Raw genomic sequence first — 12950 nt, forward strand, 5'->3', positions numbered from 1 at the left:
CTACCTGGTCAAAGGCGCCGTCGGACGCCACCAGAGGAGGTAATCATGGACGACACTTCGAAGTGCCCGTTTTCGGGCGGAAAACCCACGCGCGTGAACCGCGACTGGTGGCCCACCCAGCTCAGCATCGAGATGCTGCACAAGAATTCCGCCCTGTCCGACCCGATGGACAAGGACTTCGACTACGCCAAGGAATTCAAGACGCTCGACCTGAACGCGGTCGTCAAGGACCTGACCGCGCTGATGACGGATTCGCAGGAGTGGTGGCCTGCTGATTTCGGTCACTACGGCGGTCTCATGATCCGCATGGCCTGGCACAGCGCGGGCACCTATCGCACCACGGACGGTCGCGGTGGCGCCGGCGCCGGTCAGCAGCGTTTCGCGCCGCTCAACAGCTGGCCTGACAACGCCAACCTCGACAAGGCGCGCCGCCTGCTCTGGCCGATCAAGCAGAAATACGGCCGCAAGATCTCGTGGGCCGATCTGATGGTGCTCGCCGGCAACGTCGCGCTGGAATCGATGGGCTTCAAGACCTTCGGCTTCGCCGGTGGCCGCGCCGACGTCTGGGAGCCGGAAGAGCTCTATTGGGGTCCGGAAGGCACCTGGCTCGGTGATGAGCGCTACAGTGGTGAGCGCCAGCTCGCCGAGCCGCTCGGCGCGGTGCAGATGGGCCTCATCTACGTCAACCCGGAAGGCCCGAACGGCAAGCCGGATCCGGTTGCCGCGGCCAAGGACATCCGCGAGACCTTCGCCCGCATGGCGATGAACGACGAAGAGACTGTCGCGCTGATCGCCGGCGGCCACACCTTCGGCAAGACCCACGGCGCCGGCGATCCCTCGCTGGTCGGTCCGGAGCCGGAAGCGGGCGCGCTGGAAGACCAGGGCCTCGGCTGGAAGAGCAAGCACGCGTCCGGTCTCGCCGGTGATTCCATCACCAGCGGTCTCGAGGTGACGTGGACGACGACGCCAACCAAGTGGAGCAACAATTTCTTCGAGAACCTGTTCAAGTACGAATGGGAGCTGACGAAGAGCCCGGGCGGTGCGAACCAGTGGACGGCCAAGGGCGCCGACGCAATCATTCCCGATGCCTTCGACAAGTCGAAGAAGCATAAGCCGACCATGCTGACGACGGACCTGTCGCTGCGCCTGGATCCGGCCTACGAGAAGATCTCGCGTCGCTTCCTCGAGAACCCCGCTCAGTTCGCGGACGCCTTCGCCCGCGCCTGGTTCAAGCTCACCCATCGCGACATGGGACCGATCCAGCGCTATCTCGGCCCGCTGGTGCCGAAGGAGACGCTGATCTGGCAGGATCCGATCCCGGCCGTGAACCACGAGCTGGCCAGCGATCAGGACATCGCTGCGCTGAAGACGAAGATCCTGGCCTCGGGTCTCTCGGTCTCCGAGCTGGTCTCGACCGCCTGGGCGTCGGCCTCGACGTTCCGCGGCTCGGACAAGCGCGGCGGCGCCAACGGTGCGCGCATCCGTCTTGCCCCGCAGAAGGATTGGGAGGTGAACCAGCCGGCCCAGCTCTCGAAGGTGCTCGGCAAGCTCGAAGCGATCCAGAAGGAGTTCAACACCGGTGCGAAGAAGGTCTCGCTCGCGGACCTGATCGTGCTCGGCGGCACGGCCGCGGTCGAAAAGGCCGCGAAGGATGCCGGCGTCGACGTCAAGGTTGGCTTCACGCCGGGCCGCATGGACGCCTCGCAGGAGCAGACCGACGCCGCCTCCTTCGCACCGCTGGAGCCGCGCGCCGACGGCTTCCGCAACTACGTCAGCAAGAGGCAGCAGTTCCTGCAGCAGGAAGAGGCGCTCATCGATCGCGCGCAGCTTCTGAAGCTGACGGGACCTGAGCTCACCGTGCTGGTCGGTGGCCTGCGCGTGCTCGGTGCCAATGCGAACGGGTCGAAGAATGGCGTGCTCACCGCGAAGGTGGGAACGCTCTCCAACGACTTCTTCGTCAACCTGCTCGACATGAGCGCGCAGTGGACGCCGGCGGCCGACGGCACCTACGAGGCTCGCGACCGCAAGACCAATGCGGTGAAGTGGACCGGCACCCGCGCCGATCTCATCTTCGGCGCGCACTCGCAGCTCCGCGCCTTCGCCGAGGTCTATGCGACCTCGGACTCCAAGGAGAAGTTCGTCAAGGACTTCGCCAAGGCCTGGACCAAGGTGATGAACCTCGACCGGTACGACCTCACGGCCTGAGGCTATGTTGCGCCTCTCCCGCTTGCGGGAGAGGTCGCTCATCAGGGCAAGCGATAAACAAAAAGGGCGGCCTTTCGGCCGCCCTTCGTGTTTCTGGCAATGTCGCGGAGCGATTACTCGCCGGCCGCTTCGCGCGGGGCCTTCTCGCCCTCGCCGCCCTTGTCCTTGCCTTCGAGGTCTTCGCCGGTGACCTGGTCGACGACCTTCATCGACAGGCGGGTCTTGCCGCGATCGTCGAAGCCGAGCAGCTTGACCTTGACCTTGTCGCCTTCCTTGACGACGTCGGTGGTCTTCTGCACGCGCGCCGAAGCGAGCTGGCTGATGTGGACGAGACCGTCCTTGGAGCCGAAGAAGTTCACGAAGGCGCCGAACTCCATCACCTTGACGACGGTGCCGTCATAGATCTGGCCGACTTCCGGATCCGACGCGATCGACTTGATCCACTTGATCGCGGCCTTCATCGCCTCGCCGTCGCTGGAGGCGACCTTCACGGTGCCGTCGTCCTCGATGTTGACCTTGGCGCCGGTCTTCTCGACGATTTCGCGGATCACCTTGCCGCCGGTGCCGATCACTTCGCGGATCTTGTCGGTGGCGATCTTGAAGGTCTCGATGCGCGGCGCGTATTCGCCGAGCTCGGCGCGCGCAGCGGTGAGCGCCTTGGCCATCTCGCCGAGGATGTGGATACGCCCATCCTTGGCCTGGCCGAGGGCGACCTTCATGATCTCCTCGGTGATGCCCTCGATCTTGATGTCCATCTGGAGCGAGGTGATGCCCTGCTCGGTACCCGCGACCTTGAAGTCCATATCGCCGAGATGGTCCTCGTCACCGAGGATGTCCGAGAGAACCGCATAGCGCTTGTCTTCGAGGATCAGGCCCATCGCGATGCCCGCGGTCGGCCGCTTCAACGGCACGCCGGCATCCATCAGCGCGAGCGAGGCGCCGCAGACCGAAGCCATCGAGGAGGAGCCGTTGGACTCGGTGATCTCCGACACCACGCGCGTGGTGTAGGGGAATTCGTGATGCGGCGGCAGCACCGGGTGGATCGCGCGCCAGGCGAGCTTGCCGTGGCCGATTTCGCGACGCTTGGTGCCGCCGAGACGGCCGGTCTCACCGACCGAGTAGGGCGGGAAGTTGTAGTGCAGCAGGAACGTCTCTTTGTACGTTCCCGACAGCGCGTCGATGTACTGCTCGTCTTCGCCGGTGCCGAGCGTGGTCACGACCATCGCCTGGGTCTCGCCGCGGGTGAACAGCGCCGAGCCGTGGGCGCGGGGCAGCACGCCGACTTCGGCGACGATGTTGCGGACCGTCTTGGAGTCGCGGCCGTCGATGCGCTTGCCGGTGTCCAGGATGTTCCAGCGAACGATCTTGGCCTCGAGCTCCTTGAACACGCCGGCGACGCGCAGCTTGTCGTATTTCGGCTCCTGCCCTTCGGGGAAGTAATGGGCGATCACCTTTTCCTTGACCTTGCCGACCGCGGCGTAGCGATCCTGCTTGACCGGAATGGCGTAGGCGGCGCGCAGCTCCTGCTCGACGAGGCCGAGCATTTCCTTCTCGAGCGCCGAATTGTCGATGACGGTGACTTCGCGCGGCTCCTTGGCGGCCTTCTCGGCGAGCTCGATGATCGCGTTGATCACCGGCTGGAAGTGGCGGTGACCGAACATCACGGCGCCGAGCATGATGTCTTCGTTCAGCTCCTTGGCTTCCGATTCCACCATCAGCACGGCGTCGGCGGTGCCGGCGACCACGAGGTCGAGCTGGGTCTCGACCATCTCGTCGAGTGTCGGGTTGAGGATGAACTCGTCATTGGCGAAGCCGACGCGCGCAGCGCCGATCGGGCCCTTGAACGGAGCGCCGGACAGGGTCAGCGCGGCCGAGGAGGCCACGAGCGCGACGATATCGGGATCGTTCTCCATGTCGTGCGACAGCACGGTGGCGATCACCTGGGTCTCGTTGCGCCAGCCGTCGACGAACAGCGGACGGATCGGGCGGTCGATCAGGCGGGAGACCAGCGTCTCCTTCTCGGTCGGACGGCCCTCGCGCTTGAAATAGCCGCCGGGAATGCGGCCTGCGGCGTAGGTCTTCTCCTGGTAGTCGACAGTCAGCGGCAGGAAGTCGACGCCTTCGCGCGGCGCCTTCGCCGCGACGACGGTGGCGAGCACCACGGTCTCGCCATAGGTGGCGACCACGGCGCCGTCGGCCTGGCGTGCGATCTTGCCGGTTTCCAGCTTGAGAGTACGTCCACCCCAGTCGATCTCGACCGAATGCTTATTGAACATAGATGTCTTCTTTCATGGGTTCTCGAAAGAAGGACGGCTCGAAAAACAAAAACCATGCGCAAGATTGCGGGGCGCTGATCGGAGCGGATGATCAGCGTCCTGCGATCCTGCCATGGTTTTTGGATTTCGGATGGCGTCCATCCTTTCGGGTCATACGGGCGCCTTGCCCGTTGTGCCCAGCCGCCGGATTGCTGCTGGACTGTCAGTCGGCACGAACGCGAACACCGCACCGCGGTCTTCGCCGATCATGCCCCGGATGCGAATCGTCAACGGCCCGCATCCGACGTGCACGCAGCCTCGATCAAAAACCTTTAAATAAGCGCTTTCGTTCGAAACCACGCGCGAAAACGCGCGCCAGTGGCGCGCGCAGGAACTCTTAACGACGAATGTTGTGCTTCTCGAGCAGCGCCTTGTAACGCGCCTCGTCCCGCTTCTTCAGGTAGTCGAGGAGCGAGCGGCGGGTCGAAACCAGCTTCAAGAGGCCACGACGCGAATGGTTGTCCTTCACGTGGGTCTTGAAATGGTTGGTCAGGTTGTTGATGCGTTCCGAAAGGATCGCGACCTGGACCTCGGGCGAACCGGTATCACCGGCCTTGGTGGCATTCGTCTTGATGACTTCCGCTTTGCGTTCTGCGGCAATCGACATCGTCAATTTCTCTCGTTGCGACCGGTTGAGGCAGTCAAGCCGGTCAGGTTGAACACACGCTTGGGGATGATTTCGCCATTGCCAACTTCAGCAAGCGCCAAAAGACGGCCTGCCACCGTGACATAGACTGTGCCGCTACTTGTGGGCGCATCCCGTCCGCGCAACAAAACGGCTTGGCCCCGATGGAGCCTTGCCGCATCAGCCCGAGTGACGGCCAGTGCCGGGATGTCGTCCAGCGCGGTCTCAACGGGCATAAGCGCGTCCGCGAGGCTACCCTCGCCGGACGCGGCTCTATCGCATAAAGCCTCCAACTGATCCAGCGGAATCATGTCGTTTTCGCCAAATGGGCCGACCAGGGTGCGCCGGAGCGCGCAAATATGGCCGTAAGTGCCGAGAATCCGGCCCATATCGCGGGCCAGCGCCCGGACATAGGTGCCCTTGCCGCACTCGGCCTCGAACACGGCCCGGTCGTTATCTGGTTGATCTACAAGGGTTAAATGGTGAATCTCGACCGGGCGGGCGGCCAGCTCGACGACCTCGCCGTCGCGGGCGAGGTCATAGGCGCGCTCGCCCTGGACCTTGATCGCGGAATAGCGCGGCGGGATCTGCTCGATCACCCCGGTGAAGCGGGGCAGCAGGGCCAGGATGGCCTCCCGGGTCGGGCGCTGGTCGGAGGTGGCGGTGACCCGGCCCTCGATGTCGTCGGTGTCGCGCTCCTCGCCCCAGCATACGGTGAACTGGTAGCGCTTGCGGCCGTCCATCACGAACGGCACCGTCTTGGTCGCTTCGCCGAGCGCGATCGGCAGGCCGCCGGAGGCGAGCGGATCGAGCGTGCCGGCGTGACCCGCGCGCTTGGCATTGAACAGGCGCTTGAGCACGGCGACGGCCTGGGTCGAGGTCATGCCGATCGGCTTGTCGAGCACGACCCAGCCATGGACGTCGCGCCGGTCGCGGCGCGGCTGGTTGCCTTTCTGCTGCTTGGCGCGCGGATCGTTGTTGACGTGGCGCGGCTGCTGATGCGGCTGGGAATTGCCGCCGAGATCCGCAAAATTATTTTTCGTCACGTCGCGCTGATCGACATCGTTGCCGTCGATCGTGCCGTGTACGGGGTCCATCGTCATTGCTCTTCTTCCCGATCCGAATCCGGATCCTGTTCAAGGTCCTTCTGCACCGCAGGTGTTCGCAAAAGCTTCTCGATCCGTTCCGCTTCGTCGAATCGTTCGTCGACGCGGAAACGAATGTCAGGTGCAAATTTCAGGTTAACGCGCCGCGCGACTTCGCCGCGCAGGAATTTCTTGTTGCGCTCGAGCGCAGCGATGACGATCTCGGTGTCGCGTCCACCGAGCGGCATCACGTAAACTGTTGCGAGTTTCAAATCGGGCGACATCCGTACCTCCGGCACGGTGATGATGTGACCTTCGAGGTCGGCATCATGCACATTGCCTTGCGCCAGAATCTCGGCCATCGCGTGGCGAACCTGCTCGCCGACGCGCAACTGGCGTTGCGAGCCGCCAGGCGCGGAACTCTTCTTCTGATGATGCCGTGGCATGGTCGAAAATCACCTCGTCGTGCCCGCGTTTGGGACACGAGCATTGTCATTTGTCCTGTTGAAACGAATGCGGCGCGATGGCCGGAATAATCCGGCCATCGCACTTTCGCAATTTCAGCTCAAAAAGATCCAGGCGCTTCGGTAAGATTTGGACTTACAGGGAGCGCTGGATCGTCTCCACGCGGTAACACTCGATCACGTCACCGGCACGCATGTCGTGATAGTTCTCGAAGGCCATGCCGCATTCCTGACCGGACTGGACTTCCTTCACTTCGTCCTTGAAGCGCTTCAGCGTCGACAGCTTGCCTTCGTGCACGACGACGTTGTCGCGGATCAGGCGCACATTGGCGCCGCGTTCCACGGTGCCGTCGGTGACGCGGCAGCCGGCAACCTTGCCGACCTTGGAGATGTTGAAGATCTCCAGGATCGAGGCATTGCCCAGCATGGTTTCGCGCAGGGTCGGCGCGAGCAGGCCGCTCATCGCCTTCTTCACGTCGTCCACGAGGTCGTAGATGATGTTGTAATAGCGAATCTCGATGCCGTTGCGCTTGGCTGCCGCGGCAGCTTCCTTGTTTGCGCGAACGCTGAAGCCGATGATCGCGGCGTTGAAGCCTTCCGCGAGCGTCACGTCGGATTCCGAGATACCGCCGACGCCGGCATGCAGGATGCGGGCGGCGACTTCGTCGGTGCCGAGCTTCTCCAGCGAGCCGAGAATCGCTTCCAGCGAGCCCTGCACGTCGGCCTTGATGATCAGCGGGAATTCCTTGCGGCCCGCCGTCTTCAATTGCGACATCATCTGCTCGAGCGAGCCGCGCATGCCGGAGATCGAGGCAGCCGCGTTCTCGCGCTTCTGGTGCGCGCGGTAGCTGGTGATCTGGCGGGCGCGGGCTTCGTTCTCGACGACGGCGAGACGATCGCCGGCTTCCGGCGGACCGTTGAAGCCGAGCACCTCGACCGGAACCGAGGGACCTGCCTCCTGCACGGTCTCGCCCTGATCCGAGATCAGCGCGCGGACGCGGCCCATCTCGGCGCCGGCGACGATGATGTCACCGACACGGAGCGTGCCGCGCTGAACCAGCACGGTGGCAACCGGACCACGGCCGCGATCGAGCTTGGCTTCGATCACGGTACCTTCGGCCGGGCGCTCCGAATTGGTCTTCAGGTCGAGGATTTCGGCCTGCAGCGCGATCATCTCGAGCAGCCTGTCGAGATTGGTCTTGTTCTTGGCGGACACCTCGACGTCGACGACTTCGCCGCCGAAGGATTCCACCTGCACCTCGTGCTGGAGCAGCTCGGTGCGCACGCGCTCGGGCTTGGCATCGGGCTTGTCGATCTTGTTGATGGCAACGATGATCGGCACGCCGGCCGCCTTGGCGTGATTGATGGCTTCGACCGTCTGCGGCATGACGCCGTCATCGGCCGCGACCACCAGCACGACGATGTCGGTGACCTTGGCGCCGCGGGCGCGCATCGCGGTGAACGCGGCGTGGCCGGGCGTGTCGATGAAGGTGATCTTCTTGCCAGTTTCGGGCGAGGTCACCTGATAGGCGCCGATATGCTGGGTGATGCCGCCGGCTTCGCCGGAGACCACGTTGGCATGGCGGAGCGCATCGAGCAGCGAGGTCTTGCCGTGGTCGACGTGACCCATCACGGTCACCACGGGCGAACGCGTCTCGGTGTCGGTGGAATCGTCGACGACGTCGAACAGGCCTTCCTCGACGTCGGCAGCCGCCACGCGCTTCACGGTGTGGCCGAGCTCTTCGGCGATCAGCTGCGCGGTGTCGGCGTCGATCACGTCGGTGATCTTGTGCATCGCGCCCTGCTTCATCAGCATGCGGATGACGTCGACCGCGCGTTCGGCCATGCGGTTGGCGAGTTCCTGAATGGTGATCGCTTCCGGAATGACCACCTCGCGGATGAGCTTTTCCTTCGGCTCGTTCGAGGCGTGACCCTTCAGGCGCTGAGTACGGCGACGGAACGAGGCGATCGAGCGCTCGCGCACTTCGTCGGCATTCAGCGCCGTGACGACGGTCAGGCGGCCGCGCTCTTTCTGCGGGCCGGGCTTGTGGGTGGTCTTGGGGGCCGCCACAGGACGTGCGGCGCCGCCGGGACCGCGACGGATCTGGCGCGGACCTTCGTCCTCGTCCGGTCCGGCTGCGACCGCGGGGGTGCGACCCAGCGGGCCACCGCCGGCCGGCCGTGGCGTGGTCGTTCCGGGGCGCGCGGTCGTTGTTCCCGTTCCCGGGCGTGCCGTGGTCGCGGGGGCGCCGGGACGCGCTGCGGGCGCACCGGGACGCGGCGCGGGAGCGGCCGGAGCCGCTGCGGCGGCTGCGGGGCGAGCCGCCGCTGCCGCCTGCTCGCCTTCGCCGAAACGCTTCTTGGCCTCGGTCTCGGCCTTCCGCTTGGCTTCGTCCTCGTGACGATGACGCTCTTCCTCGGCCTTGCGGCGGGATTCGGCGGCTTCGCGCTCGGCGCGTTCGGCGGCCTCGCGAACAGCGCGGCGCTGGGCCTCTTCCTCGGCCTGGCGGCGCTCTTCGACTTCGCGCACCTTGGCATCGGCCAGCGCGCTGGCGCGGGCCGAACGTTCGTCCTCGGTCAGCGTGCGCAGCACCACGCCGGATCCGGCGTTGCGCGGCGGGGCCGACGGGCGTGACGGCGTGGGCGCAGGTGCAGCTGGCGCCGGCTTTGCAACCACCGTGGGTGCCTGCGGCTCAGGGCTGCCGTCGATACGGCGCTTGCCGCGCTTCTCGACCACGACCTGCTTGCTGCGGCCATGGCTGAAGCTCTGGCGCACAGTGCCCGTTTCGACGCGCGGCTTGAGCGATAGCGTCTTGCTCGGAACGCTCAGCTTCTTGTCGTCAGGGGTCTTGGTATCAACCATTCAGCAGTCCTAATCCTGATTTATCAGTGTTGTGCGTTGCCGCACCGTCCTATCGGGTCGTCGTGTCTCTCAGAAATCCTGGCCGGGCTTTTCGGCAGTCTTGTCAGCGTCCGCCATCCGGTATCGGACCAGCATCTGGCTACGTGACAGGAATGACTTGCTCGCCGGGCCCGCGAGCACGGCAGCATGTATCACATTTGACCGGGTCAGTGCCAAATCCAATTCTAACGATTTCAGTACGGTGACGACGGGAATCTGCGGCTTGGCGCCGCCATTTCCGGTATTTTGACGCGCCAGCATGTCCAATTTGCGGATTCCGTCCGCGGCCCCGTCGCTGGCGTGGATCAGGACCTCGACCGTGCCTTCCCGCAGGGCGCTCTCGACCTTGCCGAAGCCGGCCACGATCTGCCCCGCCTTGGCGGCAATTCCAAGGGCTTCCGTCACGCTCCGGACCAGGAGCGCCTCGATGTCGGCGGGAAGCGTCTGGGGAGTGCGCAGCTCGCGCTTGAAGGCTTTGCTAAATTGGTGACGCCGCACGGCTTCCGCAACCACCTCGCGTGAGGCGGTCACCCACATGCCGCGTCCGGGCAGTTTGCGCTTGAGATCGGGAACTATGTCGCCTTGGGGCGAAATGACGAAGCGGATCAGCTCGTCGATCGGCCGGACCTCGCGACTGACCGCGCACATGCGCATGGTCGCGGACCTTTCGGTCCGCGGTCCATGGTCAAGTTCAGGGGCAGTATCTGCGAGCATCCGGGCGACATTCTCCTTCGTCCCTAAGCCGGCTGATCTTCGGTCGCCTCAGCCTCTTCGGCGGGCTTGGCAAGATCGGCCTCGGTGATCCAGCCGGCCTTGACGCGGGCCTGCATGATCATCGCTTCTGCATCGTCACGGGAGATGTCGATACCGTCGAGCGCGCCGGGATGCTTGGTCTGCTCGCCGCCTTCCTTGCGCTCGGTCCAGCCGACCAGATCGTCGGTGGCGCAGCCGGCAAGGTCGTCGACGGTCTTGATGTCGTTCTCGCCGAACTTCACCAGCATCTTCGAGGTGACGCCGGGCACGTCCTTGACCGCGTCCTCGACACCCAGCTCCTTCCGCCTAGCCTCGATCTCGGCTTCCTGCTGCTCGAGATATTCGCGGGCACGGTTCTGCAGCTCCTGCGCGGTCTCCTCGTCGAAGCCCTCGATGCCGGCGAGTTCCTTGAGGTCCACCATGGCGAGTTCCTCGACCGAGGTGAAGCCTTCGGACGCCAGCAGCTGGCCGACCACTTCGTCGACATTGAGCGATTCCATGAAGACGCGGGTGGAGTTCTCGAAGTCGGCCTGGCGGCGCTCCGATTCCTCCTGCTCGGTCAGGATGTCGATGTCCCAGCCGGTGAGCTGCGAGGCCAGACGCACGTTCTGGCCGCGGCGGCCGATCGCCAGCGAGAGCTGGTTGTTGGTGTCGGGCACCACGACCTCGATGCGCTCGCGGTCTTCGTCGATGACGACCTTGGAGACTTCCGCCGGCGCAAGCGCGTTGACCACGAAGGTCGCGATGTCGGGCGACCAGGGAATGATGTCGATCTTCTCGCCCTGCAGCTCGTTCACCACGGCCTGCACGCGCGAGCCGCGCATACCGACGCAGGCGCCGACCGGATCGACCGAGGAATCACGGGAAATCACGCCGATTTTCGCGCGCGAGCCGGGATCGCGGGCAACCGCCTTGATCTCGACGATGCCGTCATAGATTTCCGGCACTTCCTGCGCGAACAGCTTCGCCATGAACTGCGGATGGGTGCGGGAGAGGAAGATCTGCGGGCCGCGGGTCTCGCGGCGGACGTCGAAGATGTAGGCGCGGACGCGGTCGCCGTTGCGGAACACTTCGCGCGGCAGCATCTCGTCGCGGCGGATGATGGCTTCACCGCGGCCGAGATCGACGATCACGCTGCCATACTCGACGCGCTTGACGACGCCGTTGACGATGTCACCGATGCGGTCCTTGAATTCTTGATACTGCCGGTCGCGCTCGGCCTCGCGCACCTTCTGCACGATGACCTGCTTGGCCGACTGCGCGGCGATACGGCCATATTCCAGCGGCGGCAGGGTGTCGGCGATGGTGTCGCCGACCTGGGCGCCGGGATTGGCGCGCTGCGCGTCCACCAGCGAGATCTGGTTGGAGTGGTTCTCGACCTTCTCGACGACCAGCATGTGGCGCGACAGCCGCAGCTCGCCCTTCTTCGGGTCGATCTCGGCGTGAACGTCAGTCTCGCTGCCGTAACGTGCCCGCGCGGCCTTGGCGATGGCGTCCTCCATCGCCGCGATGACGATGCCGCGGTCGATCGATTTCTCGCGAGCAACGGCATCGGCGATCTGAAGCAATTCAAGTCGATTGGCGCTGACTGCCATGGCTAGTCTCCTTGGTCAGGCTCGATCTCGCCGCGCCGCGCGCGTTCGGCGGCAAGGCGATGTTTCTTGGTATTGGTCGGGGCCGGCTTCTTTTTCTGCGGCTTGGTATTCTTGGTGGTTTTTTCGCTGATCTTGGCGTGCGGGGCCTGCGGCGGCGCGATGCCGAGATCGCGGCGCATCTGGCGCTCCTCGGCCTTGCCGCGGCGCATGGATTCGGCGATCAACTCGTCGGTCAGCACCAATCGGGCCTCGCCGATATCCTCCATCGTCAGGAGAACGTCGACATCGTCGCCGGCCTTGACGTCGTCGCGATGCAGATGCACGCGGTCGCCTTCGACAGCGCCGAGGATGCCGCGGAACCGCTTGCGCCCTTCATGGGCGACGGCCATCTCGACCTTCACCAGATGGCCGGAATAGCGCTCGAAATCGGAACGGCGCACCAGCGGACGGTCGATCCCGGGCGAGGAGATCTCCAGCCGGTAGGCGCGGTCGATAGGGTCGGCGACGTCGAGCACGGGCGACAATGCGCGCGAGATCGCCTCGCAATCCTCGAGCTGCATCGAGCCGTCGGGCCGCTCGGCCATGATCTGCACGGTGCAGCCGGCCTCGCCGGATATCCGGATTCGCACCAGGCGGTAACCCATGCCCTCGAGCACCGGGGCTGCGACCGCAGACACCCGTGCCGCCGCGCCCGGCTCGACTACGAGCCTCGGCTCGGCCAGCAACTCGGCATCGGTGGAACCAGTGTTCGGTTCGGTCATATCAGGGGTCAAGGCGCTCGATGGTCTCGATGGTTAAGGCTTGGTTAAGACGTCAAAGCCCGCTTCGGAACTTTCCCGACCACGCGTCGGGCCGCATCTTCCACCAAGCCGCGTTCAGGTAATAAAAAAGAGCGGGTCCTTTCGGGCCCACTCTCACTACGCGGATCGTATGAGAAGATGAATTGGCGCTGATATAGCCCTTTCCGCCCGCCCGGACAAGGCCCATCGCAGGCCGGATCAGGCTT

General features: G+C 64.7%; 9 protein-coding genes. 1 reads left to right on the top strand and 8 read right to left on the bottom strand.

Going from position 1 to position 12950, the window contains the following annotated elements; all coding sequences use genetic code 11:
* Positions 1-45 precede the first annotated feature (45 nt).
* Positions 46-2205: a catalase/peroxidase HPI gene (katG, locus tag VGR99_RS30630; RefSeq protein ID WP_326903676.1), complete on the top strand. Its 2160-nt coding sequence runs from the start codon at positions 46-48 to the stop codon at positions 2203-2205.
* Between the two features lie 113 nt (positions 2206-2318).
* Here katG and pnp read toward each other — a convergent pair whose 3' ends face one another.
* From pnp to rimP, 8 genes are all read right to left on the bottom strand, one after another.
* Entirely contained in the window at positions 2319-4481 is a 2163-nt protein-coding gene (gene pnp / locus VGR99_RS30635; RefSeq protein WP_326903677.1) for a polyribonucleotide nucleotidyltransferase, read from the bottom strand.
* A gap of 376 nt (positions 4482-4857) precedes the next feature.
* A complete protein-coding gene (gene rpsO, locus VGR99_RS30640; RefSeq protein WP_018644188.1) occupies positions 4858-5127 on the bottom strand; it encodes a 30S ribosomal protein S15 in 270 nt (89 codons plus the stop codon).
* Positions 5128-5129: 2 nt separating this feature from the next.
* Positions 5130-6248: a tRNA pseudouridine(55) synthase TruB gene (truB, locus tag VGR99_RS30645; RefSeq protein WP_326903678.1), complete on the bottom strand. Its 1119-nt coding sequence runs from the start codon at positions 6246-6248 to the stop codon at positions 5130-5132.
* Positions 6245-6676 (bottom strand): 30S ribosome-binding factor RbfA, encoded by a 432-nt coding sequence (rbfA, locus tag VGR99_RS30650; RefSeq protein ID WP_025032909.1) that lies wholly within the window; start codon positions 6674-6676, stop codon positions 6245-6247. The genes truB and rbfA overlap by 4 nt, the downstream gene beginning before the upstream one ends.
* 154 nt (positions 6677-6830) lie before the next feature.
* Entirely contained in the window at positions 6831-9557 is a 2727-nt protein-coding gene (gene infB, locus VGR99_RS30655) for a translation initiation factor IF-2 (RefSeq protein WP_326903679.1), read from the bottom strand.
* A gap of 69 nt (positions 9558-9626) precedes the next feature.
* Positions 9627-10310: an RNA-binding protein gene (locus VGR99_RS30660; RefSeq protein WP_326903680.1), complete on the bottom strand. Its 684-nt coding sequence runs from the start codon at positions 10308-10310 to the stop codon at positions 9627-9629.
* Positions 10311-10333: 23 nt separating this feature from the next.
* A complete protein-coding gene (nusA, locus tag VGR99_RS30665) occupies positions 10334-11944 on the bottom strand; it encodes a transcription termination factor NusA (RefSeq protein WP_326903681.1) in 1611 nt (536 codons plus the stop codon).
* A 2-nt stretch (positions 11945-11946) separates the two neighbouring features.
* Entirely contained in the window at positions 11947-12705 is a 759-nt protein-coding gene (rimP, locus tag VGR99_RS30670) for a ribosome maturation factor RimP (RefSeq protein ID WP_326903682.1), read from the bottom strand.
* Between the last annotated feature and the right edge of the window lie 245 nt (positions 12706-12950).

The organism is Bradyrhizobium sp., from assembly GCF_035935975.1.
Lineage (GTDB): Bacteria > Pseudomonadota > Alphaproteobacteria > Rhizobiales > Xanthobacteraceae > Bradyrhizobium.

What these genes read in the sequence shown, in the direction of transcription:
- katG (WP_326903676.1), top strand. Translation starts at nt 46, where the DNA reads ATGGACGACACTTCGAAGTGCCCGTTTTCGGGCGGAAAACCCACGCGC.
- pnp (WP_326903677.1), bottom strand. Translation starts at nt 4,481, where the DNA reads ATGTTCAATAAGCATTCGGTCGAGATCGACTGGGGTGGACGTACTCTC.
- rpsO (WP_018644188.1), bottom strand. Translation starts at nt 5,127, where the DNA reads ATGTCGATTGCCGCAGAACGCAAAGCGGAAGTCATCAAGACGAATGCC.
- truB (WP_326903678.1), bottom strand. Translation starts at nt 6,248, where the DNA reads ATGACGATGGACCCCGTACACGGCACGATCGACGGCAACGATGTCGAT.
- rbfA (WP_025032909.1), bottom strand. Translation starts at nt 6,676, where the DNA reads ATGCCACGGCATCATCAGAAGAAGAGTTCCGCGCCTGGCGGCTCGCAA.
- infB (WP_326903679.1), bottom strand. Translation starts at nt 9,557, where the DNA reads ATGGTTGATACCAAGACCCCTGACGACAAGAAGCTGAGCGTTCCGAGC.
- VGR99_RS30660 (WP_326903680.1), bottom strand. Translation starts at nt 10,310, where the DNA reads ATGCTCGCAGATACTGCCCCTGAACTTGACCATGGACCGCGGACCGAA.
- nusA (WP_326903681.1), bottom strand. Translation starts at nt 11,944, where the DNA reads ATGGCAGTCAGCGCCAATCGACTTGAATTGCTTCAGATCGCCGATGCC.
- rimP (WP_326903682.1), bottom strand. Translation starts at nt 12,705, where the DNA reads ATGACCGAACCGAACACTGGTTCCACCGATGCCGAGTTGCTGGCCGAG.